The following is a 24,621-nucleotide window of genomic DNA, read 5'->3' as shown; positions in this document are numbered from 1 at the left end:
AAACCGGCCCGCGCGCGCATTGTTCCGATCGGTCACGGCGGTCTGCCACAGCGAGTTGGACGCGCGCCCTTCGGCCTGCCGTTAACTGGCGAGAGCCCGAACCGCTCCGGGCCTTGGGCGAGCCGGTCAAAGCTCAGGAAGCTTGCGAATAGCGCATACCCTCCGGCACCTCTCGGTCCAGCATGGATGCGATCATGCGGGTCAGGGCGCGACCTTCGGGCAGGATGTCGAGGCGCGTTCCGGACAAGCGCACGAAGGGCATGTAGCGGGTCGCGATGGCTTTCAACTCGAGCGCGAGATCGAAGGCCCGCGCGCCGAAGGTTTCTGCCAATGCGTTCAGGTCGAGGCTGAAGTCGCACATCAAACATTCGATCGCCCGCGCGGTCAGGCGGTCCGCGTCGTTCAAGGCGTAGCCGCGCGTGCCGGGCAAGTCGCCAGCCGCGATGCGCGCGGTGTAGGCTGCCGTCGCGGGGGCGTTCTGAACGTAACCCCCCGGAAAGCGCGAGATAGACGAGGCGCCGAGGCCGATCAGGGTTTGGCAATTGTCATCCGTGTAGCCCTGGAAATTCCGGCGCAGGCGGCGGTTGTCCCTTGCATGGGTCAGCCCATCCTGCGGCGTGGCGAAATGATCGATGCCGATTGCCTCCATGCCCGCGGCGGCGAAGCGTGCCGCGGCCTCTTCGGCAAACTGATAACGTGCGACCGCGTCGGGCAGTGCCGCCTCGCGGATGAGCTTCTGCCGTTTCGCGACCCATGGCACGTGCGCATAGCCGAAAAGCGCCACGCGATCCGGGGCAAGGGACAGGGTGTTTTCGATGGTATCCTCCAGCCGCGCCATGGTCTGATGCGGCAGACCGTAAACCAAGTCAGTATTGAGCGAGGTGACCCCCGCGGCGCGCAACTGGTCGACACAGCGGCGCGTGACCTCGAAGGACTGGAGGCGCCCGATGGCCTGCTGCACCTCAGGGTCGAAATCCTGAATGCCGATAGAGGCCCGTGTCTGACCCGCGGCGCGAAGGGCCGCAATCTTGGCTGGGTCGATCTGGGTGGGGTCAATCTCGACAGAGAACTCGAAATCCTCGGTCGGGGTGAAGAGCCGATGGAGGGCGCGGTTCAGGCGGTCGATGAGGGCGGGCGGCAGGATGGTCGGTGTCCCGCCACCCCAATGCATCCGCCCCATCCGCATGCCCGCCGGCAGCGCGGCGCGTAGAAGCTCAAGCTCGGCCTCAAGGGCTTCGATATAGCGCTCGACGGGGCTGAGCGTCTTGGTGCCCTGCGTGTGGCAAGCGCAGAAATAGCACAAGCGCTCGCAAAAGGGGACATGGACATAGACCGAGACCGGCGCGCCGGTGGCCAAGGCGCTAAGCGCTGACAGCTGAAACGCGGCACCCTCCGCGGGGGTGAAGGCCGCCGCGGTGGGATAAGAGGTATAGCGCGGCACGCGCGCGTCGAAAAGGCCGAGAGCCTCGAGCATCTGTATCTGTTCCATGGCACTGGTTTAGAGGGGCGGGGTGGCGTGGTCTTTGCGCTGGATCAAAACGACTGCAAATATCAGGGCGGTCCCGCGAGGGCGACGCGCTGCGGCCTTTATGGGTTTGTGCGCCCATGTCGGCATTTGCCGCCCACTCCCTATCCAGCAACGCCCATCGCGGAATTGAAGCGCGCCTCGCCTGCGGTTTTTCGGAACTGCCCGAAGGGCAACAGAATGACGAGCGCGGCAGCCCGCTATTCGCGCGGCGCGGGCCACAGGCTGGATACGCAGGCGTTCCGGCAACCTATGCGAACAGCGCATTTCTCCTGCCCTTTTCCATATCTTCTCCGGGCGAGGCGGCTTCCCATCTTGGAGTTGAGATTGGAGACATCATGCACACCGCCGTTCCAGAACCTCGTTCCGTTCCCTTTCCGCATTTAAAGCAGACCCTCTGCGAACATTACCAAAGGCTTAGCCCCGCCTCGCGAGAGCTGAGGTTCATGGGCCAGCTTAACGATGATGCATTGCTGCGCGTGGTTCGGGGCTCAAGCCCCGACCTGACCCTCGGTGTCGAATGCGATGATGCTCTGCGTGCAATATTGGAGCTTCATTGCATCGACAGCACCCATGCGGAGATCGGGCTTTCGGTTGAGGACGCCTATCAAGGGCGCGGCTATGGTCGAAGGCTATTCCATCGCGGTCTGGCCGAAGCGCGCGCGCGCAATATTGAGACGGTGGATGTGAACTTCTTGCGCAGCAATATCGCGATCAGAAAACTCTGCATCGAAGAAGGGGGAGAGATACGTTGCCGCGGGGCCGAATGTGTTGCGCAGTTGTCGTTGAACTGACCGGAAAAAATACGAGAGGGGCATGCGTAATCTTCCGGCGGCCAATTTTCCCGTCTTTGATTTTTCTTGATGGTAAACCCGCGGCCGACGGGGTCGGTTTCATCGATCAACCATTTGGCATAGCCGATAACTTTGGCGGTGCCCGGATGTTCTTGGACGCTGAGGCGCGGATCACCTGCGCAGGCTCCACTGGGGCATCGGACCTTGCTGTGATGATGCAAGGCCAGCGGGCGGGAACCTTCCCCCAAGCACATTTTTCGAAGAGCACCCATCATGTGAAAGATGAGGTGGTACGGCGCTGTGCTGCATTGATGGAGCAGAAAATCAATATGCCCCCGTCGATGGATGTGCTGGCCGCTGAGGTGGGGATCAGTGTCCGTCAACACGATCGGCGGTTCAATCAGGCGATGGGGCAATCCCCGTCTCGGTATTTCCGTTCGATGCGGCTTAGCTATGCGCGTTGGCGTTTGACGCATACCACGGACCGGATCGCAGAGATTGCCGCCGATGCAGGGTTTTCCGACTCTGCGCATTTTCACCGTGAGTTTCGCAAGTCTTATGGCACGTCTCCGAGCCTGTACCGTCAGTCATCGAATGCTGTCTGATCGGTGGGGGAAACGAGCGCTCTTTCGACATGGTGCTATAGGTCTGCTTTAAGCAGTCGAAAGCTTTATCGGGCTGTTTGCAGTGCACCTCCTGCAAGGTGATAGACAATCGCTCAAGTTGTGGCACATAGGGGCACCACGCGGTTCTGGGGTTCCAAGGGGCCTAATACCGCCGTGCCGTCCAGCGGGCGAGCGCTTCGACCGCGGACCAAAGCAGCAGCGACAGCGCCGCCAAGACGATCAGGGCCGCAAACATCAGGGCGGTTTGGCCGCGGCCGTTGGCCATCAGCATCAGGTGCCCCAGCCCGCGGGAAGAGCCGACCCATTCGCCGATCAGCACCGCGAGGGGGCCGTAGACCACCGCCAGACGCAGGCCCGAGATCAGGCCCGGCAGGGCGTGGGGCAGACGCAGCAGCAGGGTTTCGCGCCAACGGTTGGCGCCCGACAGATGCGCCAGATCGCGCAGCCCTGTGGGCAGCGCCATCAGGCGATCAAAAAGGGCCGAGGCGATGGGAAAATATGTGACCAGCGCGATGGTTGCGATCTTGGAGGGCATCCCGTAGCCGAGCCAGAGGGTAATGACCGGGGCGAGGGCGAAGACAGGCACGGCCTGAGCCACCACCAGCATGGGGCGCAGCAGCCAGCGCGCGCGGCGCGAGAGGGTCAGAAACAGCGCCGTCTCGATGCCGAGAAAAATGCCCAAACTCAAGCCCAGCGCCAGATTGCCCGCCGACCATAGCGCATTCTGCCATAGCAGCGCGGCATTCCCGCCCAGGGCTTGCAAGACAAGCCATGGCCCCGGCAGGATGAAACGCGGCACGCCGCTGAGGGTGACGACAAGCTGCCAAATCGCGAGCGCGAGCGCGAAACAGACCATGCCGCGCCATAATCTATGCAGCGTAAATACCATCAGGCGACCTGCGCGGGGGCGGCCAGCCCCATTTCCAGCCCCATGTGGCGCAGCAGGTCAGCTTGGGCGGCAAGTGTCTCGGGGGCGTCGATCCGGCGCGGTGGCGGCGTTTTGGGCAGGGGGCAGGGGGTCACCCCATCGCGGCTCACGATCCAAGCGTGATCGGCGAGCCTCAGGGCCTCAGCCGGGTCATGGGTGATCAGCACGACGGTTCGCCCGCAAAGCAGTCGTGCCGTCAAATCCTGCATTTTTAGGCGGGTCACGACATCGAGGGCCGAGAAAGGTTCGTCCAGCAGGACCACGGGGCGGTCTTCGTAAAGCGTGCGCGCGAGGGTGACGCGCTGGCGCTGACCGGCGGAAAGCGCGGCAGGTTTGCGGCGCAGCTCCGCGCGCAGCCCGACCTCGGCCATCAGTGCTGCGGCGCGGGCAGGGTCCGCCCGTTCTCCGCGCAGCCGGGCGGGGATGGTGACATTCTCAACCGCATTCGCCCAGGGCAGCAGTTGATCGTCCTGCGCCATCATCGCGACACGGGGGGCGAGGGGGTGATTGTCACGGGCAGCAATACGGCCCTCCAGCCGGGCGGCGGTGGGCAAACCCGCAAGCAGACGCAACAGCGAGGTTTTCCCAACACCCGAAGGGCCGAGCAAGACGTTCCATTGCCCGGCCTTGAGGGTGAAATCGAAATGGTCGATCAAAGGGCCAGCAGCGCCGTGAAGCGCGCCTGATAAATGCACCGCAGGGGCGGTCATGCTGCCGCGGGCGACAGCGCCATGTCCCAAAAGTCAACTTCAAGCGCCGTGGCCGTGCTGAAACGCTCTTGCAAGGTCTTGGCTCGGGGCAGGCTCTGCCAATCCGCGCCCAGACGCCGCGCCAGCGCGCCGTCAATCAGCGCGCCCACATCGCGGCACAGCGCTTGGTACTCTTCATTGCCATAGACGGCGCACCAATCGGCATAGGGGCCGTCATTGCCCCGCAGGGCCAAGCCGATCTCACCATAGCCCAGAACGCAGGGGGCGAGGGCGGCCATCAGGTCAAGGAAATCCCCGGAATAGCCCGCTTCCAAAACATAGCGCGTATAAGCGAGGTTGCCGGGGGCCTCTGCCGTGGCCTCAAGCGTGGCGCGGTCGATGCCTTGGCCTGCACAGGTCTCTACATGGAGGGGCATCTCCACATGCACCAGCGCATGGACCGTAGCACTCGCGGCGGCCATTTCATCCAGCGTTTCCGCCTTGGCGGCGGCAAGCGCCCAAGCACGGGCGAAGTGGATCAGAAAGACATAGTCTTGCCGCAGGTAATGCAGATAGCTGTCCTGTGGCAGGCTGCCGTCGCCCAGCTGTTCGACAAAGTCATGGCGGGTATAGGCCCGCCATGTTTCTCCGGCACTATCGCGCCAAGCGGCAAAGGCCTTGCCATAATCGGGTGCCGTCATGGTTTCGCCTGCGCTGTGACGTCGACCACCAGATCGGCGGCTGGGATCACGGTTTCCACAACGCTGCTGTCCTGCATGAAGGTCTCGAACCGGTCGTAGCGCCCGTGGTCCACTGCGGCGGGGCGGGTGGCGAAACGGGGCCATGTGTCTTCCCATGCGCGGGTGTTCAACTCGTTGCGCAGCTCGGCGTCGGAGGCAAAGAAGACCTCTCCGCTGGCCGCCGGGTCATTCACGATATCGGCGGCGGCGCGTTCGGTGGCGCGCAGGAAGCGGGCGATCATGTCGCGGTCCATCTCTTCGGCATGGGCGACGTAGATCAACTCGTCATAGGCGGGCACACCCTCGGCTTCGGGGTAAAAGCAACGGCCCTCATGGCCTTCGATCGCCATCTGGTTCAGCTCGAAATTGCGGAAAGCGCCGATCACCCCGTCGACTTGGCCCGACATCAGAGCGGGGGAGATCGACCAGCCAATATTGATTTGCTCGACCTCGGCAGGGTCCACGCCATTGTGGTTCAGCATCGCATCCAGCAGCATCTCTTGCACGCCCGCCACGGCGAAACCCACCTTTCGGCCTTTCAGGTCCGCCATTTCTTGCACCGGCCCATCGGCGCGGACGACGAGGCAGGTAAGCGGTGTCTCAATCAGCGTGCCCACGCGGCGCAGGTCCAAGCCCTCGCGCTGGGCGAGATGCAGTTCCGGCTGGTAGGAGACCGCCAGATCGACCCGGCCCGCCGCCACCATGCGCGGCGGCTCATTCGGGTCGGCGGGGGAGACCAGTTCGACCTCCAGCCCCGCATCGGTGAAATAGCCCTTTTCCTGCGCCAGAATGATTGGCCCGTGATCGGGGTTCACGAACCAGTCGAGCATGACGGTCATCTTGTCTTGGGCCAAGGCGGGGGCCGCGATCAGCGTCAGAGCAAGGGGGGCGAGGATGTTTTTCACGAAGGGTCTCCAGTTTATCGTTTGTGCGGGGAAAGGGTTAGGCGCCCGGCAGGGCCAGCAGGGCAATCTTGCCCGGCCAGCGGGGGCGGAGGGTGTTGGCGGCGTGATGCGCGCGCAGGCCGGTGCGGCAGGCGAGCACGATGCGGGGGGTGTCGGGCGGCAGTGGCAGGTCCGGCAGCGCCTCGGGCGGGACATGGCGCGCTTGGGGTGAGAAAGGCACGGGCGCCTCGGCGCGCAGGTCGATGACCATATCGCGCGGGGTGATATGGCTTTCGGCGATGAAACCCGCGGCGCGCGCGGGCTCGGGCGCGGAATCGAACCGAAAGCCCGACATGGGCCATTGCGCGGCGTCCCAGATCAAGAGTTGCCCCAGCGGGGAGGGCGTGAGACCCAGCAGGGCCGAGAGCGCCATCTGCGCCTGTGCCGCGCCGATCATTCCGACCACGGGCCCCAAAACACCCGCCGTGTCACATGTCGCTGCCGTTTGCGGCAGGTCGGGGAAAACAGCGCGGAGCGAGGGGGCACCCCCGCAGAAACCACCGACATAGCCCGACAGCCCAAGGGCCGAGGCTGAAATCAGCGATTTGCCCTGCGCGCGGGCTTCGTCCGACAGGGTCAGGCTGGCGGCGAATGTGTCGGCGCAGTCAAGGGCGATATCGCAGTCCGCCAGCAGCGCGGGCGCATTGGCGGGGGTGAGCCATTCGGCTTGCGGGACAAGGGTCACCTCGGGGTTCAGCGCCGCCATCGCCTCGGCAGCGGCACGGACCTTGGGCCTGCCGATATCGTCCATCCGGTAGAGCGGTTGGCGGTGCAGATTGCTCAATGCCACCTGATCGCCGTCGACCAATGTGATCCGCCCGACACCGGCCCCGACGAGATATTGCAGCACGGGCACCGCCAGCGCACCGGCCCCGACGACCAGCACATGCGCCGCCGTCAGCCGGGCTTGCCCCGCGGCGCCGACCTGCGGCAGAGCGGTCTGGCGGGCATAGCGGCTCATGCGGTCACCTCGAGCCATTCGCGCATCCGCGCCTCGGGGTCTGCGTTCAGCGTGATATCCGTGACCGCCGCCACCGTATCGGCCCCGGCGGCAAAGGCCCCCGGCGCGCGGGCGACTGACATGCCGCCGATGGCGCAAAGCGGGATATCCTTGATCCGCGCCTTCCATTCCGTCAAACGGTCGAGGCCCTGTTCGGTCCATTTCATCTTTTTCAGGATGGTCGGATAGACGGGGCCGAGGGCGATATAATCGGGGGCGAGGGCCAGCGCGCGGTCAAGCTCGGCGTGGTCATGGGTCGACAGGCCCAGTTTCAGCCCGGCGGCGCGGATCGCGGGGATGTCGGCACTGTCCAAATCCTCTTGCCCCAGATGCAGCCAATCGGCCCCCAGTTCAATCGCCAGTTGCCAGTGGTCATTCACCACCAGCAGCGCGCCGTGCCGGCGGCAGAGGTCGAGCGCGGTTGTGATCTCGGCTCGCAGCCAGTCTTCCGGCGAGTCCTTGATGCGCAGTTGCACCAGCTTCACGCCCAAGGGCACGGCCCGCGCGACCCATGCGGCACTGTCGAAGACGGGGTAGAAACGCGGCAAGCTCATAGCCAAGCCTTTCCGATGACGGGGGTGGAGGGCACGGCCATGTCACGCTGGCCCATAGGGCCGGAGGCGGCGGCAAGCGCGCCCGCCCGGCAGGCCAGTGCAAAGGCTTCGGCCATGGCGGCGGGATCGCGGGCCTCGGCCACGGCGGTGTTCAAAAGCACCGCGTCAAACCCCATCTCCAACGCCTGCGCGGCATGGCTGGGCAGGCCGAGGCCCGCGTCGATCACCATGGCCACATCGGGAAATGCTGCCCGCAGACTGCGCAGCCCGTGCAGGTTGTTCAGCCCCAGCCCCGAGCCGATCGGCGCGCCCCAAGGCATCAGCACCCGGCAGCCCGCATCGACCAGCCGCGCGGCCAGCACCTGATCCTCGGTGGTATAGGGGAAGACCTCGAAGCCGTCGGAGCAGAGCGCCTCGGCAGCCTCGACCAGCCCGAAGGGGTCAGGTTGCAGGGTGTCGGCATCGCCGATGACCTCCAGCTTGATCCAATTGGTGCCGAAATACTCCCGTGCCATCTGCGCTGTGGTGATCGCCTCGCGCGCCGAATGGCAGCCGGCGGTATTGGGCAGCAGATGCACGCCCAAGCCGCGCACCATCTCCCAAAACGCCTGTCCCGCGCCCTGTTCGCGGCGCAGGGAAACCGTGGCGACCGGCGCGGCGCTTTGACGAAATGCGGCCTCCATCACCGCGGGCGAGGGGTAGCGCGCGGTGCCCAGCATCAGCGGCAGGGGCAGGGTGGTGCCGTAGAAATCGCGCATCTCTCAGCCCCCCTGCATGGCGCTGAGCACTTCGAGCCGGTCACCGTCGCGGAGCATGGTCTCACCCCGCGCGCCTGCGGGGACGAAACTGCCGTTGAGCGCGGTGGCGACCTTCGCCTCGCCCCAGCCAAGCTCTGCCAATGCCGCGTCAAGCGGCGCGGCGGTGACCTCACGCGGCGCGCCGTTCACTTCAATCTTCACGGAATAAATCCCCCGTTGTCGCTGTTGCCAGAAAGCCCGCCGCCTGTTCGGCCAAGGCGGGTGCCATGAGAAAGCCGTGCCGGAACAGCCCGTTCAGATGCAGCACCGCCCCGCGTTGCACGATGCCGGGCAGATTGTCGGCAAAGGCGGGGCGCAGGTCGGCGCCCATCTCGATGATCTCGCCTTCGGCAAATCGCGGGTCGAGCGCATAGGCGGCTGAGAGCAGTTCCAGCGCCGAGCGGGCGGTCATGCCGCTGCGGCTGGCGCTTTCGATCTGGGTCGCGCCCAGCATGTAGATCCCATCACCGCGCGGCACGACGTAGAGTGGGTGGCGCGGGTGCAGCAGGCGGATCGGGCGGGTGAGGGTGACATCAGGGGCGCGGAGCAGGATCATCTCACCGCGCACCGCACGCAGACCGGGCAGAGCGTCGCTGGCCACCATGCCGCGACAGTCGATCACCGGGCCTGCGATCTGCGTCGGGGCGAGGGCCGTGGTCTCGACCTTTACCCCTTGGGCGATAAGGGTTTGAGATAGATCATACAGCGCTTGGCGCGGGTTCAAATGCGCCTCCTCGGCAAAGAACAACCCGCGGCGATGACGCCCGGCGAGGTCCGGCTCGCATTCTGCAACGGCCTCGACATCGCAGTCGCTGTGGCCTTCGGTGCGGGCGGCGAAGCGTTGCAGTTCCGCGCGGTCCCGCTCGGGGGCGAGGACCAGCGTGCCCCTATGGGTGACCTCCGTGACCTCCCCCCATAGCGCCGCGGCACGCCGCCCGTGGGTCACCACCGCAGGCTCGCTCAGCGCGCCTTCGCAAAAGGGCGCGAGCATGCCGCCCGCCCACCACGAGCAGCCATGCGGCCCGGGCGTGCCTTTGCGGTCAACGAGCCTTGGCCGCAGCCCCTGCGCCAGACAGGCCCGCGCGGCCCAAAGCCCGGCCACGCCCGCGCCGATGATGGTGACGTCACTCATGGGACCAAACGCCGTGAAAGTGATGCACCGGCCCGTGGCCATGGCCGATGTTGAGGGCATCCGCGGCGGCAATGGCGCGTTGCAGATAGCGATGGGCGGCCTCCACCGCCTGCGGCAGGGGCAGGCTCCGCGCCAGCCCGGCGGCAATGGCGGCAGAGAGCGTGCAGCCGGTGCCATGGGTGTTCGTGGTTTGCTGGCGCGGCGCGGAAAGGCGCAGGGTCTCGGCCTCGGAAATCAGCAGGTCGACACAGGTGCAGCCCTTGCCATGGCCGCCCTTCATCAGCACCGCGCGGGGGCCGAACGACAGCAGCGCGCGCCCCTGTGCGAGCATGGTGGCCTCGTCGGAGGCTTCTTCGGTGTCGAGCAGCCGTGCGGCCTCGGGCAGGTTCGGCGTCAGCACATGGGCGCGGGGCAGCATCCGGTCGCGCAGGGTTTTGACCGCTTCGGCAGAGAGCAGCGTATCGCCGGATTTCGCCACCATCACCGGGTCGAGCACAACAGGCGCGGCGCAGTCGGCCAGCCCCTCGACCACGGCGGAGATCGTCGCCGGGTCGCCCAACATGCCGATCTTGACCGCGCCGATGGCCAGATCGTCAAAGACCGCCGTCATCTGTGCGCGGATCATCGCAGGGGTGATCATCGCGACCCCGGTGACGGCGCGGGTGTTCTGCGCGGTCACGGCGGTGAGCACACTTGCCCCATAGACGCCGAGCGCGCTGAAGGTCTTGAGATCGGCTTGTATCCCCGCCCCGCCGCCGCTGTCGGAGCCCGCAATCGTCAGTGCTTGAAACGCCATTCGGCCCCCCATTCGTGAGATGGGCCAAGGGCATGGAGATACGGGGTAAACGACCGCCCGGATGGGGCTGATGCTTGCTTCCGTTCCCTACGCCGGTACGACCCGGATCAGGTTCGATGGGTCGGTTTTCACCTCTCAGCCTTGCGGCACCCCAACGGATTTCCGGCAGGCTAGCGAGGGGCGTTCATAGGGTCAACAGGGGATCGGTTATTTATTAGTTCACGTTTTATATCATACAGTTGTACTGCGTGCCTCATGTATCACGTGAGGATTCGTCAATGAAAATCGCGCGATCTGGGGATCACTTTGGCATCGCGCGGATGGCCATGCATGGCCACCTGACCGGGCAGCGGATGGGTCGGGTGATCGCCCCGCGTCGTGATGCCGGGCATGGGCGCGTCCGAGAGCGCCGCTAGCCGGTCCGAGCGGTTCTCGAGCCGGTCGGCCACCACATGGATCACGCGCCCGTCGGTCTGCACGCGCCCTTCCACGACCAGAAGCCGCGCCGACATGATCGTGGGCCGGTAGAGCTTGAACATATTGGGCCAGATCACAAGGTTGGCGACGCCAAACTCATCCTCCAGCGTAATGAAACACACCCCCTTGGCGCTGCCGGGCTTCTGCCGCACCAGCACCAGCCCCGCCAGCTTTACCCGCCGCCCGTGGCCCATGCGCGAAAGATCGCGGGCGGAGGCGAACCCCTGCGCGGCAAGGCTGGCGCGGTAGAAGGACATCGGATGCGCCTTCAGCGACAGGCGCAGCGTCTGGTAGTCGGCCACCACCTGTTCCGCCTTCGGCATCACCGGCAGATGCACCTCCGGCTCCGGGCCGCGGGCCGAAGCCTCAACATGGTCGAAGATCGGCAGGGCGGGCGCATCGCGCAGCCCCTGCGCCTGCCAAAGCGCTTGGCGCCGGTCGATCCCCATGCTGCGCATTGTGTCGGCGGCGGCGAGTTGTCGGATCGCCTTGGCATCTAGCCCCGCGCGGGTCTTGAGGTCTTCGACATCCGCAAAAGGCGCGTCGCGCCGGTCCATGATCCGCGCGCCCGCCTTCTCCTGCAGCCCATCCACCATGCGCAGGCCAAGGCGCAGGGCGAAACCGTCGCCACAAGGCTCCAGCGTGCAGTTCCAGTCCGAGAGGTTCACGTCCACATCGCGCACCTCGACCCGGTGCTCACGGGCGTCGCGCACGATCTGCGCGGGGGCGTAGAACCCCATTGGCTGGGAGTTCAAGAGCGCGCAGGCAAAGGCCGCCGGGTAGTGGCATTTCATCCAGGATGAGACATAGACCAGCTTGGCAAAACTCGCGGCATGGCTTTCGGGAAAGCCGTATTCCCCGAAGCCCTTGATCTGGTCGAAACAACGCTGCGCGAAAACCGGATCGTAGCCGCGCTTGGTCATGCGGCCCACCATCTTGTCCTGCAGCTTCTCGATCGTCCCGCGCGAGCGGAAGGTGGCCATGGCCTTGCGCAGCTCATTGGCCTCGGCGGGCGAGAAGCGCGCCGCGTCGATGGAGATCTTCATCGCCTGTTCCTGAAAGATCGGCACGCCCAAGGTCCGGCTGAGGATGCTGAACAACTCGTCCTGCGGATAGGCCGGGCCGGGGGCGGGGTAGACGACGCTTTCGAGCCCCTGACGGCGGCGCAGATAGGGGTGGACCATGTCGCCCTGAATGGGGCCGGGGCGGACGATGGCGACCTCGATCACCAGATCGTAGAAGACCCGTGGCCGCAGTTTCGGCAGCATCGCCATCTGCGCGCGGCTTTCGACCTGAAACACCCCGAGGCTGTCGCCCCGGCAGAGCATGTCGTAGGTGGGCCGCCCAGTGGCGTCGTCCTCGTGATCCTCCACCGGCACCGTGGCCAGTTCCAGCGGGCGGTCGTAATGCGCCTCGATCAGATCGAAACATTTGGCGATACAGGTGAGCATCCCGAGCGCGAGGATATCGACCTTGAAGATTTGCAAGGCGTCGATGTCGTCCTTGTCCCACTCGATGAAGCTGCGCTCGGGCATGGCGCCGTTGCCGATGGGCACGATCTCGGTCAGGGGGCGCTCGGTCAGGATGAAGCCGCCGACATGCTGGCTCAGGTGGCGCGGCATGCCGATCATCTGGCTGGCCAGTTTCAGCACCATGCGCAGGTAGGGGTCTGACAGGTCCAGCCCGGCCTCGCGCACGCGGGCGTCGTCCATCTCACCCTCGAAACTGCCCCAGACGGTGCCGGCGAGCTTCGAGGTCACGTCTTCCGAGAGCCCCATCGCCTTGCCGACCTCGCGAATGGCCGAGCGCGGGCGGTAGTGGATCACCGTGGCGCAGAGCCCGGCGCGGTGGCGGCCGTATTTGCCGTACATGTACTGGATGACCTCCTCGCGCCGCTCATGCTCGAAATCGACGTCGATATCGGGCGGCTCGTCGCGTTCCTCGGACAGGAACCGCTCGAACAGCAGGTTGTGCACCGCCGGGTCGACCGAGGTGATGCCGAGGCAGAAGCAGACCGCGGAATTGGCCGCCGAGCCGCGCCCCTGACAGAGGATCGGCGGCTGCGCCTCCTCGCGGGCGAAGCGGACGATGTCGTGGATGGTCAGGAAATAGCGCGCGATCTTCTTGGTCTCGATCAGGGCGAATTCCTTCTCGATGGTCTTTTTCACCGTCTCGGGCAGGCCTTCGGGGTAGCGCCGGGCGGCGCCCTCCCAGGTGAGGCGGGCGAGTTCCTCCATCGGGCTGCTCCCCTCGGGGACGATCTCATGGGGATATTCATAGGCCAGATCGGTGAGGCGGAAGTCGATCCGGTCGGCAAGGCGGCGGGTCTCGGCGATGGCATGGGGCCAGTCGGCGAAAAGGCGCATCATCGCCTCGGGGGATTTCAGGTGCCGTTCGGCATTGGCGGCCAGCAGGTAGCCTGCTTTCGGCACGATCACCCCCTCGCGGATCGCCACCATCACGTCCTGCAGGGGGCGGCGGTGGCGGGCGTGGTAGAGCACGTCGTTGGTGGCGAGGAGCCTCAGCCCATGGGTGCGGGCCAGCGCATCCAGCCGGTTGATCCGCGCCCGGTCATCACCACGGTAGAGGAAACTCGCGCCGATATGGCGCATCCCCGGCAGCGCTTTCAGCAGCCGGGGCAGGCCGGCGGCGAAGAGATCGAGGTTCTCGGGCGGCATGACGATCAGGTGCAGCCCTTCGGCATGGCTTTGCAGCATCTCCAGCGTCAGATGGGTCTCGCCCTTCTGCTGCCATTCGCCATCGACCGATTGCATCTTGCCCGCCGAGAGCAGCGTCGAGAGCCGCGCATAGGCGGCGCGGTCCTGCGGATAGGCGAGGATCTCGGTCCCGCAGAGCAGCACCAGACGGGCGCCGATTAGGGGCCTGATATGGGCCTTTTCCGCCTCCACATGCAGGCGCACCACACCCGCCAGCGTGTTGTGATCCGCGATGCCGAGGCTGTCGTAGCCGTGGTGATGCGCCGTCTCGACCAGATCGACGGCGTCCGAGGCGGCGCGCAGGAAGGAAAAGCAACTGGCCAGCCCGAACTCGACGTAGTCCGCCCGCGGCGGGGCGGCAAAACCGTCCTCGCCCAGGGTGCGGCGCTTATGTCCCTCCTGCTGCGGCATCAGGCGAACATCCCGTGCAGGAACCAGCGCGGCTCGGCGCCGCGGCCGTCGTGGATCACCCCCTCGCGGTAGAGCCAGAAGCGTTGGCCGCCTTCGACCTCCACCTTGTAGTAATCGCGCAGCCGGGTGCCGGGGCGGTCGCGCCACCATTCGGGGGCGATGCGTTCGGGCCCGGCGTGGCGGGTGGTCTTGTAGGTGACGCGGCGCCAGTTGAATTGCGAGGGCGGGCCTTCGGGCACGGCGTAGATCACGCGCACTTCCTCGGGCGGGGTAAGCAGGCGCAGCGGGCGTTCGCGCAGCAGCACCGGGGCGGCGGCGGGGGTGGCCTGCAGGGCCGGGGCGCGTTCCTCCACCGCCTCGGGCTTGTGGGTCTCGCGCCACTGCGGCCAGTTGACCTTGTCGCTGCCCAGTTTCGCCACCAGACGGTCGAGCAGCCCGGCCACGTCGGCCGAGGGGTCGCGCTTGCCGTCGAGGTGGTCCTGCATCAGCGGTAGCGGTTCGCTCGCCAGTGCCTCCAGCGTCAGCAGGTCAAAGCCAAAGCCGCTGTCGATGGTTTCGAGCTTGCCGTCGAAGAGCCGGCGCAAATGCGCGGCGTCGCGGCTGGCGCGGGCGGTGGCAGTGTCGAGGCCGCGCCAATCGCCGTCGATGCGGTAGACGGTCAGCCGCAGCCGCCGCGCGCCGAGTTCGGCCCGGGCCAATTGCCCGCAGAGGTCCTCGACCAGCGCGGGCAGATGCGGGGCGGGGTCGAGCACCGGTTCGGGCAGGCGGCTGCGGGCCATGAAATGGCGGTGATCGGGCGGGGCGTTGAGCGGATCGGCGGCCTTGCCGAGCGCCTTGTCAAGCAGGATCAGCGGGTTGCGCTCGGGCTTCAGGCTGGCGAAGCGGCGCATCAGCGCGGCGCGGGGCAGATCGCTCAGCGCGCCGATGGTTTTGAGGCCGAGCCGGTCCAGGAGCCGCGCGGTCTGCGCGTCGAGCCGCAGGGCGGCGACGGGCAGGGGGGCGAGGGCGGCGCTCACATCCTCGGCCCCGCAGATCTGCGCGCCGGAGCCGAAACGCGCCAGGGCCTGCGCGGCACCGGGTGTGGGGGCCATGGCCACCCGCGCGGTCAGCCCCTGCAGCGCGAAACGGCTGCGGATGTCGCGCAGCATCGCCGCCTCGCCGCCGAAAAGATGCGTGCAGCCGGTCACGTCCAAGAGCAGGCCGTGATCCACGTCCCGCGCGGTCCAGGGGCACCAGCGCCGCGCCCAATGCACCAGCCGCTTGATCAGCGCGGCGTCGCCTTCCAGATCGGCGGGCTCGACATGCAGATCGGGGTGGATGGCCTGCACATCGACCACCCGTGCGCCCGTCTCGATGCCGCGGGCGCGGGCGGCGGCGCTCAGCCCATGGACCACCGGCCCATGGGTCCCGTCGCGCGACAGGACCACCGGCACATCATCCCCCGGAACGCTGCGGTATTGGCTGATCACCCGGCGCCAGCGCTCCATCGTCAGCTCGGGGAACCAGACGGAGACGATCCGCGGCGCGGGGGCTGTGGCGTTTCTCGGGCTCATGGGCGGCCACCCATCGGCCCGGCGCATGGCCGCGCGCGCGAAACAGCTCCAGATCCCACCGCGCCGCGCCCGGCGCCTGCGGGTCGTGCGGATGCGCCTGCGCGGGCAGGGAGGCGATGCGCCAGCGCATCCGCGCCGCGCTCAGCCCGCCGGGATCGCCGCTGCGGATGAGGTAGAGCGGCACGCCCGAAGCCTCGGCCCGCAGCGAGAGCCGTTTGGTGGCGGTGAAATCCAGCACCTCCGGCCCGCCATGCACCTCGCCCACCACGGCGGAAAGACCGGCGCAGGCCGCGCCTTCCTCCATCGTCCAGAGCACGTCGCGCGGGTGGCTGGCACTGACCAGAAGCACCGGCTGCTCCAGCCCGAAAGTCGCGAGGCTCGGGGTATAGGGCGCGCCGTTCTCGCGCCGCGACAGGAAGTCCTGCACCCAGAGCACCGGCCCCTTGCCGCGCGGCAGCAGCGACAGCACGAAGGCGCTGGCCGGTGCCGTGGCGAAGGGGGCGGGAAAGACATCCGTGAGCGGCGCATATGCGGCCAGAACCCCCGGTTCGGGGGGTGTCGACGGCCGCCGCCGCGGCAGGGTAAGGACCTGCCCATATGTAGAATCGGTTGTCATGCACGACTCCATATGTTCACATTTTGTTCTATTCATAAACGACGAACTGCGGTTCTGTCAAAAATTTGAGCCGGGCCGCGAAGCCCTTGCCGGGGCGCGGAAAAACCGCATCTACTAGGCCCAAGGCGGCGACAGGAGGCGAAAATGTGCAATCTTTACTCCCTCACCAAGGGACAGGACGCGATCCGCAGCTGGTTCGACGGGATTGAGGACCAGACCGGAAACCTCGCCCCGATGCCCGGCATCTACCCCGATTACCCCGCCCCGGTGGTGCGCCATGGCGAGGCCGGCCCGGTGCTGCAGATGATGCGGTGGGGGATGCCGTCGCCCGCCTTTGCGCTCAAGGGCAAGAAGACCGACCGCGGCGTCACCAACATTCGCAACATCGCCTCACCGCATTGGCGGCGCTGGCTGGTGCCGGAGCACCGCTGCGTCGTGCCCTTCACCGCATTTTCCGAGCCGCTGAACCGCCCCGGCGAACGTTCTCGCCCGATCTGGTTCGCACTTGGCGAGGACCGCCCGCTGGCCTTCTTCGCCGGGGTCTGGACGCAGTGGACCTCCGTCCGCAAGCTGAAGGATGGGGAGACCACCGACAACCTCTATGGCTTTCTGACCACCGAGCCCAATGCCGAGGTCGCTGCCGTGCACCCCAAGGCGATGCCGGTGATCCTGACCACGCCCGACGAGGTGCAGGCGTGGCTCGGCGCCGAGACCGCCGACCTCCCAAAACTGCAACGCCCGCTGCCGGATGGTGCCCTGCAGGTCATCGACCCCGAGGATTAAGCCGCCTCTGCCATCATCCGCGCGGCCATTGCGAGGTCCGAGCGGAACTGCGCCTCGGCCTCCTCGCGCACGCGGGGATCGGGGACGCGCAGCAGGTAGGAGGGGTGAAGGGTGATCAGCACCGGGATGCCCTCGGGCCCCGCCTCGATCGTGCCGCGCCGTTTCAGGATGCCCGTGCCCTTGCCGGTCAGGCTCTGCGCCGCCGTGGCGCCCATGGCGAGGATCAGCTTGGGCTGCACCTGCGCCACCTCGGCGTTCATCCACCAGCGGCACTGGTCGATCTCCGGCGTCTCGGGGCGCTGGTGAATGCGGCGCTTGCCGCGGGCGGTGAACTTGAAGTGTTTGACCGCATTGGTGACGAAGGCGGCCTCGCGATCCAGCCCCGCTTCCCCGGCGATGCGGTCGAACATCTGGCCTGCCGGCCCGACAAAGGGGCGACCCGCCAGATCCTCCTGATCGCCGGGCTGTTCGCCCACCACCATCAGATCGGCATCTCGCGGCCCTTCGCCCGGCACGGCTTGGGTAGCGTGGCAATGCAGCGGGCAGCGGGTGCAGGCGCGGATCGCGGCGGGCAATTCTTCCATCGGGCCTTCCCACGCGGAATTGAAGGCCGAAAGCTGCGCCTGCACGCGGTCCATCCGCACCGGCGGCAGTGTCGGCGCTGCCTCGGCCATGGCGCGGGCGCGGGCCGGGGCCTCGGCGATCATCTGGGGGATGAAGGCGGCCTCGGGCATGTTCTTCCAATATTTCTTAGGCATCTCCGACTGCATCGCCTTCACCATCAGGCGGGCGGGGTTGAAGATGTTCTGGAAGTAGGTGATCCACAGTTGCTCGCCCGCGTCCTCGGGCAGGTCGGGCTTGGCGTGGCCCTCCTGAAAGCTGAGCTTGCCGCCCTCGAAGATGGCCGAGACGTCGGGCGTCAGGATGCGCCAGTCCATGTCGGAAAACCGCCGCACGAAGAAATCCGCCGTCGGCTCCACCGTGTGATGCGTGGGCTCGAACCAGGCGGCGAAGCTGCGGCGCGGGGCCTCCGGATTGCCGATCTCGCGGAAACGGACGAAGGCTTTCATCTTGTGCTGGCAGCGGCGGACGTTCTTCTCCATCCCCCGCAGCACGGCGAGGTCGGCATCGCCCCGGTCCGACATCAGATGCGGCGCGTCCTTCACGCGCCAGAGGAATGAATAAAGCCGCGCGAAGCGTTCCGGATCGCTGTGCCAGACCGCCGTCTCGGCCATTGAAACAAAGCTGCGCGGCACGGCGGTGCGGCCCGTGGCAGCGGGCGCGGCTTCCCCGCCGAAAAGGTCGGGGGCAGCGGCATGATCGCCCCAGAGGATCTGCTCGGGCGGGACACCGGCGGCGAGAAAGCCGCGTGCCGCCTCGCGCCATGCCCTGGCGGTGCCGATGGGGGGCAGGGAAACGCGGTGCATCAGAACAGGGTCAATTGCTCGGGCGGCGGCGCGAAACGCGCGCGCAGGTCGGCGCTGTCGGTAAGGCCCCCCGGCGACCAGCCCCCGGCGGTGACGAAAGCGCGGGCCTTTTTCATCGAAGCGCCCATGCGGGTCAGGTCCTCGTAGCGCAAGCTGCGATGCCGCCGCGCGGCGAGGATGCGGTTGACGGTCTTCACCCCGAAGCCGGGCACCCGCAGCAGCATCTCGCGGCTGGCGCGGTTGACGTCGAGCGGGAAATGCTCGCGGTGCACCAGCGCCCAGGCGAGTTTCGGGTCGACCTCAAGATCGAGGTTGCCGTCGCGGGTGACCGAGGTGATCTCGTCGAGTTGGAAGTCGTAGAACCGCAGCAACCAGTCGGCTTGATAGAGCCGATGCTCGCGCTGCAGGGGCGGGCGGATCAGCGGCAGTTTCGCGGAACTGTCGGGGATGGGCGAGAAGGCGGAGTAATAGACCCGCTTGAGCTTGTAGCTGGAATAAAGCCGCGTCGATTGCCCCAACACAGTGGCGTCGTTCGAGCCGTCCGCGCCAATAATCATCTGCGTCGATTGCCCCGCGGGGGCAAAACGCGGCGGGCGCTTGCCGGAAAAGGATTTGTCCTTACTCGCCTCCTTGGTCATCCGCACGTTGGCCATGGCCCGGCGGATCTGCTCGGGCTTCTTCTCGGGCGCATATTGCTGCACCGCCGTGTCGGTGGGCAGCTCCACGTTGACCGAAAGACGGTCGGCCAGACGCCCGGCCTCCTCGATTAACTCGGGCGAGGCGTCGGGGATCGTTTTGAGGTGGATATAGCCGCGAAAGTTCTCCTCATGCCGCAGCTTGCGGGCGATCTGGACCATGTCCGACATGGTCGCATCGGGCGAGCGGATCACGCCCGACGACAGGAACAGCCCCTCGATATAATTGCGGTGGTAGAACTCGATGGTGAGTTTCACCACCTCGTCCACGCTGAAGCGCGCACGTTCCACGTTCGACGACACGCGGTTGATGCAATAGCTGCAATCGTAGATGCAGAAATTCGTCATCAGGATCTTGAGCAGGCTGATGCAACGCCCGTCCGGGGCGTAGGCGTGGCAGATGCCGCTGCCTTCGTTGGACCCAAGCCCCTTGCCATCGCGCGAGTCGCGCTTGGTGGAGCCCGAGGAGGCGCAGGAGGCGTCGTATTTCGCCGCGTCGCTGAGAATCGCCAATTTTTGATCGAGGGTCTGTTTGGTCATGCGTTCTATATATGTTCTCGGAGGGGCGGCGTCATCAACCTATCTTAATGCCGCGACAATTTGCGCGGGGGGCTGCCGAGGGGGCGGCGTGATTTCGCGCGGTCGATGTTCCTGCGGGTTTGCCTACGGGACGCTAACCTTTTGGGCGGCACTTCTTAGCATCGCCCTGCAAGGGCGTGTCAGCATCGCCCTACAAGCTATTGCGTCGGTTCGACATTCCCCCTCACCGTAGCCCTCCGCCTGCTTGCATTACCTCGCGTAATACGGTTGTAATTCCGGGAGGAGGCAATCGGCTTTCCCAAGAACAGCACGCGAGGAGCACCGTGATGGCAAACCCCCTTTATGACACTCTGTTTGGCCGTCACGCGGGCAAGACGACCGCCTTTTTGCACCTCGAAGGCGGGGTGACGCTGACTCATGCGGGCTTTCTGAGCCGGGCGGCGCGCTTTGCCAATGTGCTGAGCGGGCTGGGGGTGAAGCCGGGCGACCGGCTGGCGGTGCAGATCGACAAATCCGCCGATGCGCTGGCGCTCTATGCCGCTTGCGTGCAGGCGGGGGTGATCTTTTTGCCGCTCAACCCGGCCTATACGGCGGATGAGGTGCGCTATTTCGTGACCGACAGCGGGGCGGCGGCTTTTGTCTGCCAGCCTGCGCGGCGCAACGAGATGGGGCCGCTGGCCAAGGACACGGGCTGCCAGCTTGAGACGCTCGGCACCGAAAACGATGGCAGTTTTGCGGAGCGTGCGGCCTCGGTCACCGATCAGTTCGAGACCGCCCCGCGTGGGGCAGATGATCTGGCGGCCTTCCTCTATACCTCCGGCACGACGGGGCGCTCAAAGGGGGCGATGCTGACGCAGGCGAACCTTTTGTCGAACGCGCAGACGCTGGCCGATCTGTGGCGCTTTACGAATGCGGATGTGCTGCTCCATGCGCTGCCGATCTTCCACACCCACGGGCTTTTCGTGGCCACCAATGTGACGCTGGTGGCGGGGGGCGCGATGATCTTCATGCCCAAGCTCGACATCGACCGATTGATCGACCGGATGCCCCATGCCACCGCGATGATGGGGGTGCCCACATTCTACACCCGGCTGTTGGACGACGCGCGCTTTACGAGTGAGACGGCGGCGAAGATGCGGCTGTTCATCTCGGGCTCGGCCCCGCTTTTGGCCGAAACCCATGTGGATTTCGAGGCCCGGACCGGCCACCGTATCCTAGAGCGCTACGGCATGACCGAGACCAATATGAACACCAGTAACCCCTATGAGGGCGAGCGCCGGGCGGGCACCGTGGGCCTGCCTCTGCCGGATGTGGAACTCAAGATCACCGACCCCAAGACCGGCGCGACCCTGCCGGATGGCGAGATTGGCAGCATCGAAGTGCGGGGGCCGAATGTCTTCAAGGGCTATTGGCAGATGCCCGAGAAGACCGCCGCCGAGCTGCGCGAAGACGGCTTTTTCATCACCGGCGATCTGGGGCGGCGCGATGCGGATGGCTATGTCACCATCGTGGGCCGCGACAAAGACCTGATCATCTCGGGCGGCTATAACATCTACCCCAAGGAGGTCGAACTGCTGCTCGACGACCAACCGGGCGTGTTAGAAAGCGCGGTGATCGGCGTGCCGCATCCCGATTTCGGTGAAAGCGTCGTGGCGGTGCTGGTGGCGCGCCGGGGTGTGGAATTGGACTTGGAAAAGATCGCTTCGGACGTGGCCGGATCGCTGGCCAAGTTCAAACAGCCCCGCAAGTTGATCGTGCTGCCGGAACTGCCGCGCAACACCATGGGCAAGGTGCAAAAGAACGTGCTGCGCGAAAACTACCGGGATCTCTTCCAGCCGGGGTGACGCGGCCCGAGGGGCGCTGTCTCACGGTCAAAGGCACGGGCATCCCCTCCCACGGGGCGGGGCGGGGGTGTAACCTGCGACAATCTGGCGTTTAATGCCCGGTTTCGCTTGAGGTGCCGGGAAAATTTCTACAGAACGTGGTGACCTTTCAGTCCGCTAGATCAGGAGTTCGCGTGTCCCTCTTCCTTATCGTTGCCTTGCCTTTCCTTGGTGCTTTGCTCCCCGGACTGATGAATTCCGCAGGGCGCCAAGCCTGCGCCGGGGTGACCTTCATGGTTACCCTCGTGGCCTTTGTGGGCCTGCTCACCCATCTGCCCGCCGTATTGGCCGGAGAGGTGCTGACCGCGCGGGTTGATTGGATCCCGCAGCTTGGCCTGAACCTGACCTTGATGCTCGACAGTCTTGGCTTTTTCTTTGCCTGCCTGATCCTTGGCATCGGTCTGCTTATCATCGCCTATGCGCGCTCTTATCTGTCGCGCGATGATCATATGGGTGAGTTTTTCACCTATCTCTTGCTCTTCCAAGGCGCGATGGTGGGCATTGTTCTGAGCGATAACGTGTTGATACTGCTGATTTTCTGGGAGCTTACCTCGCTGTCGTCCTTCCTGCTGATCGGCTATTGGAAGCATCTGCCCGAAGGCCGCCAAGGCGCGCGGATGGCGCTGACCGTGACCGGCATGGGCGGGCTTGCGATGATCGGTGGCATGCTGCTGCTGGGTCAGATCGTCGGCAGCTATGACCTGAGCGTGATCTTGGAAAACCGCGAGGCGATCCAAGCCTCGCCGCTCTATGTGCCTGCGCTGATCCTGATCCTGCTGGGCTGTTTCACCAAATCCGCGCAGTTCCCTTTTCACTTCTGGCTGCCACACGCCATGGCCGCGCCGACGCCGGTCTCGGCCTATCTGCACTCCGCCACGATGGTGAAGGCGGGGATCTTCCTGATGGCGCGGATGTGGCCGGTGCTTTCGGGCACGCCGGAGTGGTTCGTCATCGTCACCACGGCGGGGCTGATCACCATGGTGCTGGGTGCGGTGATCGCGCTGTTCAAACATGACCTGAAGGCGCTCTTGGCTTTCTCGACCGTCAGCCACCTTGGCCTGATCACCATGCTTTTGGGCACCGGCACGGCCTTTGGCGCGCTGGCGGCGGTGTTTCACATCCTGAACCACGCGACCTTCAAAGCGGCGCTTTTCATGTCGGCGGGGATCGTGGATCACGCGGTGCATACGCGCGACATCCGGCGTTTGGGCGGGCTGCGGCATCTGATGCCGGTGACCTTCGTGATCGCCACGCTGGCGTCGCTTTCAATGGCGGGTATTCCGCTGCTCAACGGCTTCTTGTCGAAAGAGATGATGCTGGAAGAGACGCTGCACACGACGCTTTTCGATCTGCCGTGGCTGGTGCCTGCGCTTGCGACCTTCGGCGCGCTCTTCTCTGCGGCCTATAGCTTCCGGCTGATCGGCCACACCTTTCTTGGCAAGGAGCGCGACGATTACCCCGATCATCCGCATGATCCCAAGCCCGGCCTCTGGCTGCCGCCGGCGCTGTTGATCATCCCCGTGGTGGTGATCGGCCTCGCGCCGTTTCTGGCCGAACCTTTCGTCAAACTGGTGACCGCCTCTGTTCTTGGTGACGCGGCCGAGATGTCTTCTGCGCATTTCAAAATCTGGCACGGGCTGGGGCCGGCGCTTTATATGTCGATCGTCGCGGTGGTGGGCGGGCTGATCTTGCTGGCGCTCTTCACCCCGCTGCTGCGCATCTGGGATGCCGCCCCGCGGCCCGAGGCCAAGCGCATCTTTGACCGGATCATCGCGGCCGCTGTCGGCCTGTCGCAGGCGGTATCGCTGCGGCTGCACAATGGGGCTTTTTCGCGCTATGCCGCCGTGATGGCGGTGACCGTCGTGGGCGTGGGCTATTACGCTTGGGCCACCGGCACGGTGGGCGCGGCGAGCCGTGCGCTGCAGCCGACGAATGCCGTGCAGATCGCAGGCTGGCTGATGTTGGTCGCGGCGGCCTGCGGCCTTGTTTTCCTGCACCGCAACCGCCTGTTGTCGCTGATCTTGATCGGCATCGTCGGGCTGATCGTCTCGGCCGGTTTCGTTTTCTTCAGCGCGCCGGACTTGGCGATGACCCAGCTGACGGTCGAGGTGGTGACGATCATCCTGCTGCTCTTGGCGCTGAACTTCCTGCCCAATCGCACGCCGATCGAAAGCAGCGTGCTGCGCCGGACGCGGGACGTTGTCGTCTCTCTCGCGGCGGGGGCGGCGACCATGGCGCTGTCCTATCACTACCTGCTGCGCGACACCGTGGCACCGAGCATTTCCGAATTCCACCTTGCCAACTCCTACAAAGGCGGCGGCGGCACCAATGTGGTGAACGTGATCCTCGTCGATTTCCGGGGCTTCGACACCTATGGGGAGATCATCGTTCTGGGCATCGCGGCCCTGCTGATCTACGCGCTGACCGAGACGCTGCTCTCGGGCCCGGTGCGTGCGCTCTTGCTGAACCGCAAGCCCGACCAGCCGCGCGCGGGGGACCGTCACCCGATGATGATGGTGGTGATGACCCGCGTGATCATGCCGGTGGTGCTGATGGTAGGTTTCTACATCTTCCTGCGCGGCCATAACGAGCCGGGGGGCGGTTTCATCGCCGGTCTGATCGTCTCTATCGCCGTGGTGATGCAATATATGGCCAGCGGCTTTGCCTGGGCCTCGGCGCGGCTGCGCTATCCCTATCATGGGATCATCGGCACCGGCGTCTTGATCGCGGGGCTGACGGGGATCGGATCGTGGCTCTTTGCCAAACCGTTCCTGACGTCGGACTTCACCTATGTGCGCATCCCGCCGTTCTACAAGTTCGAACTGGCCACGGCGGCGCTTTTCGATCTGGGCGTGTTCCTTGCCGTGGTGGGGGCGGTGATGCTGTCGCTTGAAAGCTTCTCGCGGCTGGCGCGACGGGCGCATGTGCCCGAAGCCGAACATGCGATGGACATCGACCCCTCGCGCGAAGACACCACCAAGGCGGAGGCATAAA

At 65.7% G+C, this 24,621-nt stretch carries 21 protein-coding genes and 1 riboswitch; of the genes, 5 read left to right on the top strand and 16 right to left on the bottom strand.

Annotation, left to right across the window (positions count from 1 at the left end):
* Positions 1-133: 133 nt before the first annotated feature.
* Positions 134-1,489 carry an oxygen-independent coproporphyrinogen III oxidase gene (hemN, locus tag ACGYLC_RS08485; RefSeq protein WP_394422555.1) on the bottom strand — a complete coding sequence of 452 codons (1,356 nt, stop codon included), beginning with the start codon at positions 1,487-1,489 and terminating at the stop codon, positions 134-136.
* Between the two features lie 116 nt (positions 1,490-1,605).
* Here hemN and ACGYLC_RS08480 point away from each other — a divergent pair, with 116 nt between their 5' ends.
* On the top strand, positions 1,606-2,319 hold the full coding sequence (locus tag ACGYLC_RS08480) for a GNAT family N-acetyltransferase (protein WP_394422554.1): 714 nt from the start codon (positions 1,606-1,608) through the stop codon (positions 2,317-2,319).
* Between the two features lie 56 nt (positions 2,320-2,375).
* On the top strand, positions 2,376-2,924 hold the full coding sequence (locus ACGYLC_RS08475; protein ID WP_394422553.1) for a helix-turn-helix domain-containing protein: 549 nt from the start codon (positions 2,376-2,378) through the stop codon (positions 2,922-2,924).
* A gap of 163 nt (positions 2,925-3,087) precedes the next feature.
* Here ACGYLC_RS08475 and ACGYLC_RS08470 read toward each other — a convergent pair whose 3' ends face one another.
* The 13 genes from ACGYLC_RS08470 to ACGYLC_RS08410 all read right to left on the bottom strand — a co-directional run bounded on the left by ACGYLC_RS08470 (position 3,088) and on the right by ACGYLC_RS08410 (position 16,299).
* Positions 3,088-3,834, bottom strand: coding sequence for an ABC transporter permease (locus ACGYLC_RS08470; RefSeq protein WP_394422552.1), 747 nt, complete (start codon positions 3,832-3,834; stop codon positions 3,088-3,090).
* Positions 3,834-4,583, bottom strand: coding sequence for an ABC transporter ATP-binding protein (locus tag ACGYLC_RS08465; RefSeq protein ID WP_394422551.1), 750 nt, complete (start codon positions 4,581-4,583; stop codon positions 3,834-3,836). The genes ACGYLC_RS08470 and ACGYLC_RS08465 overlap by 1 nt, the downstream gene beginning before the upstream one ends.
* Positions 4,580-5,263 (bottom strand): TenA family protein, encoded by a 684-nt coding sequence (locus ACGYLC_RS08460; RefSeq protein ID WP_394422550.1) that lies wholly within the window; start codon positions 5,261-5,263, stop codon positions 4,580-4,582. Before ACGYLC_RS08460 ends, ACGYLC_RS08465 begins: the two co-directional genes overlap by 4 nt.
* Positions 5,260-6,207: an ABC transporter substrate-binding protein gene (locus ACGYLC_RS08455; protein WP_394422549.1), complete on the bottom strand. Its 948-nt coding sequence runs from the start codon at positions 6,205-6,207 to the stop codon at positions 5,260-5,262. Before ACGYLC_RS08455 ends, ACGYLC_RS08460 begins: the two co-directional genes overlap by 4 nt.
* Before the next feature lie 37 nt (positions 6,208-6,244).
* Positions 6,245-7,207, bottom strand: coding sequence for a HesA/MoeB/ThiF family protein (locus tag ACGYLC_RS08450; protein ID WP_394422548.1), 963 nt, complete (start codon positions 7,205-7,207; stop codon positions 6,245-6,247).
* Positions 7,204-7,800, bottom strand: coding sequence for a thiamine phosphate synthase (locus ACGYLC_RS08445; protein ID WP_394422547.1), 597 nt, complete (start codon positions 7,798-7,800; stop codon positions 7,204-7,206). The genes ACGYLC_RS08450 and ACGYLC_RS08445 overlap by 4 nt, the downstream gene beginning before the upstream one ends.
* Positions 7,797-8,558, bottom strand: a complete 762-nt coding sequence (locus tag ACGYLC_RS08440; protein ID WP_394422546.1) for a thiazole synthase — start codon at positions 8,556-8,558, stop codon at positions 7,797-7,799. Before ACGYLC_RS08440 ends, ACGYLC_RS08445 begins: the two co-directional genes overlap by 4 nt.
* A 3-nt stretch (positions 8,559-8,561) precedes the next feature.
* Positions 8,562-8,759 carry a sulfur carrier protein ThiS gene (gene thiS, locus ACGYLC_RS08435; protein ID WP_394400660.1) on the bottom strand — a complete coding sequence of 66 codons (198 nt, stop codon included), beginning with the start codon at positions 8,757-8,759 and terminating at the stop codon, positions 8,562-8,564.
* The gene (locus ACGYLC_RS08430; protein WP_394422544.1) at positions 8,749-9,729 is read right to left on the bottom strand and encodes an FAD-dependent oxidoreductase; all 981 of its coding nucleotides are present in this window, start codon (positions 9,727-9,729) and stop codon (positions 8,749-8,751) included. The genes thiS and ACGYLC_RS08430 overlap by 11 nt, the downstream gene beginning before the upstream one ends.
* Positions 9,722-10,525 (bottom strand): bifunctional hydroxymethylpyrimidine kinase/phosphomethylpyrimidine kinase, encoded by an 804-nt coding sequence (gene thiD, locus ACGYLC_RS08425; protein ID WP_394422543.1) that lies wholly within the window; start codon positions 10,523-10,525, stop codon positions 9,722-9,724. The genes ACGYLC_RS08430 and thiD overlap by 8 nt, the downstream gene beginning before the upstream one ends.
* A 67-nt stretch (positions 10,526-10,592) precedes the next feature.
* A riboswitch (TPP riboswitch) is annotated at positions 10,593-10,689 on the bottom strand.
* A 111-nt stretch (positions 10,690-10,800) separates the two neighbouring features.
* Positions 10,801-14,130, bottom strand: coding sequence for an error-prone DNA polymerase (locus ACGYLC_RS08420; RefSeq protein WP_394422542.1), 3,330 nt, complete (start codon positions 14,128-14,130; stop codon positions 10,801-10,803).
* Positions 14,130-15,617: a Y-family DNA polymerase gene (locus ACGYLC_RS08415; protein ID WP_394422583.1), complete on the bottom strand. Its 1,488-nt coding sequence runs from the start codon at positions 15,615-15,617 to the stop codon at positions 14,130-14,132. Before ACGYLC_RS08415 ends, ACGYLC_RS08420 begins: the two co-directional genes overlap by 1 nt.
* Entirely contained in the window at positions 15,565-16,299 is a 735-nt protein-coding gene (locus ACGYLC_RS08410; protein WP_394422541.1) for an ImuA family protein, read from the bottom strand. The genes ACGYLC_RS08415 and ACGYLC_RS08410 overlap by 53 nt, the downstream gene beginning before the upstream one ends.
* Positions 16,300-16,443: 144 nt before the next feature.
* On the opposite strand from ACGYLC_RS08410, the gene ACGYLC_RS08405 reads away from it, so the two are divergent.
* Complete coding sequence (locus ACGYLC_RS08405; protein ID WP_394422540.1) at positions 16,444-17,082, top strand: SOS response-associated peptidase; 639 nt, start codon at positions 16,444-16,446, stop codon at positions 17,080-17,082.
* On the opposite strand, the gene ACGYLC_RS08400 is transcribed toward ACGYLC_RS08405, so the two are convergent.
* Positions 17,079-18,509, bottom strand: coding sequence for a UdgX family uracil-DNA binding protein (locus tag ACGYLC_RS08400; protein WP_394422538.1), 1,431 nt, complete (start codon positions 18,507-18,509; stop codon positions 17,079-17,081). The two genes, ACGYLC_RS08405 and ACGYLC_RS08400, sit on opposite strands and share 4 nt — an antisense overlap.
* Entirely contained in the window at positions 18,509-19,744 is a 1,236-nt protein-coding gene (locus ACGYLC_RS08395; RefSeq protein WP_394422537.1) for a putative DNA modification/repair radical SAM protein, read from the bottom strand. The genes ACGYLC_RS08400 and ACGYLC_RS08395 overlap by 1 nt, the downstream gene beginning before the upstream one ends.
* Before the next feature lie 326 nt (positions 19,745-20,070).
* On the opposite strand from ACGYLC_RS08395, the gene ACGYLC_RS08390 reads away from it, so the two are divergent.
* Both ACGYLC_RS08390 and ACGYLC_RS08385 read left to right on the top strand, forming a co-directional pair.
* A complete protein-coding gene (locus tag ACGYLC_RS08390) occupies positions 20,071-21,588 on the top strand; it encodes a malonyl-CoA synthase (protein WP_394422536.1) in 1,518 nt (505 codons plus the stop codon).
* A gap of 173 nt (positions 21,589-21,761) precedes the next feature.
* Positions 21,762-24,620: a monovalent cation/H+ antiporter subunit A gene (locus tag ACGYLC_RS08385; RefSeq protein ID WP_394422534.1), complete on the top strand. Its 2,859-nt coding sequence runs from the start codon at positions 21,762-21,764 to the stop codon at positions 24,618-24,620.
* Position 24,621: the final 1 nt, after the last annotated feature.

Source organism: Sulfitobacter sp. 1A12157, from assembly GCF_043557345.1.
Lineage (GTDB): Bacteria > Pseudomonadota > Alphaproteobacteria > Rhodobacterales > Rhodobacteraceae > Sulfitobacter.
Note: the sequence above shows the minus strand (reverse complement) of the source record. Positions and strands in the feature narration are given on the sequence as shown.

What these genes read in the sequence shown, in the direction of transcription:
- ACGYLC_RS08400 (WP_394422538.1), bottom strand. Translation starts at nt 18,509, where the DNA reads ATGCACCGCGTTTCCCTGCCCCCCATCGGCACCGCCAGGGCATGGCGC.
- ACGYLC_RS08420 (WP_394422542.1), bottom strand. Translation starts at nt 14,130, where the DNA reads ATGCCGCAGCAGGAGGGACATAAGCGCCGCACCCTGGGCGAGGACGGT.
- ACGYLC_RS08410 (WP_394422541.1), bottom strand. Translation starts at nt 16,299, where the DNA reads ATGACAACCGATTCTACATATGGGCAGGTCCTTACCCTGCCGCGGCGG.
- ACGYLC_RS08405 (WP_394422540.1), top strand. Translation starts at nt 16,444, where the DNA reads ATGTGCAATCTTTACTCCCTCACCAAGGGACAGGACGCGATCCGCAGC.
- ACGYLC_RS08450 (WP_394422548.1), bottom strand. Translation starts at nt 7,207, where the DNA reads ATGAGCCGCTATGCCCGCCAGACCGCTCTGCCGCAGGTCGGCGCCGCG.
- ACGYLC_RS08390 (WP_394422536.1), top strand. Translation starts at nt 20,071, where the DNA reads ATGGCAAACCCCCTTTATGACACTCTGTTTGGCCGTCACGCGGGCAAG.
- ACGYLC_RS08445 (WP_394422547.1), bottom strand. Translation starts at nt 7,800, where the DNA reads ATGAGCTTGCCGCGTTTCTACCCCGTCTTCGACAGTGCCGCATGGGTC.
- ACGYLC_RS08460 (WP_394422550.1), bottom strand. Translation starts at nt 5,263, where the DNA reads ATGACGGCACCCGATTATGGCAAGGCCTTTGCCGCTTGGCGCGATAGT.
- ACGYLC_RS08480 (WP_394422554.1), top strand. Translation starts at nt 1,606, where the DNA reads ATGTCGGCATTTGCCGCCCACTCCCTATCCAGCAACGCCCATCGCGGA.
- ACGYLC_RS08395 (WP_394422537.1), bottom strand. Translation starts at nt 19,744, where the DNA reads ATGACCAAACAGACCCTCGATCAAAAATTGGCGATTCTCAGCGACGCG.
- ACGYLC_RS08440 (WP_394422546.1), bottom strand. Translation starts at nt 8,558, where the DNA reads ATGCGCGATTTCTACGGCACCACCCTGCCCCTGCCGCTGATGCTGGGC.
- ACGYLC_RS08430 (WP_394422544.1), bottom strand. Translation starts at nt 9,729, where the DNA reads ATGAGTGACGTCACCATCATCGGCGCGGGCGTGGCCGGGCTTTGGGCC.
- ACGYLC_RS08470 (WP_394422552.1), bottom strand. Translation starts at nt 3,834, where the DNA reads ATGGTATTTACGCTGCATAGATTATGGCGCGGCATGGTCTGTTTCGCG.
- ACGYLC_RS08415 (WP_394422583.1), bottom strand. Translation starts at nt 15,617, where the DNA reads ATGGAGCGCTGGCGCCGGGTGATCAGCCAATACCGCAGCGTTCCGGGG.
- ACGYLC_RS08465 (WP_394422551.1), bottom strand. Translation starts at nt 4,583, where the DNA reads ATGACCGCCCCTGCGGTGCATTTATCAGGCGCGCTTCACGGCGCTGCT.
- hemN (WP_394422555.1), bottom strand. Translation starts at nt 1,489, where the DNA reads ATGGAACAGATACAGATGCTCGAGGCTCTCGGCCTTTTCGACGCGCGC.
- thiD (WP_394422543.1), bottom strand. Translation starts at nt 10,525, where the DNA reads ATGGCGTTTCAAGCACTGACGATTGCGGGCTCCGACAGCGGCGGCGGG.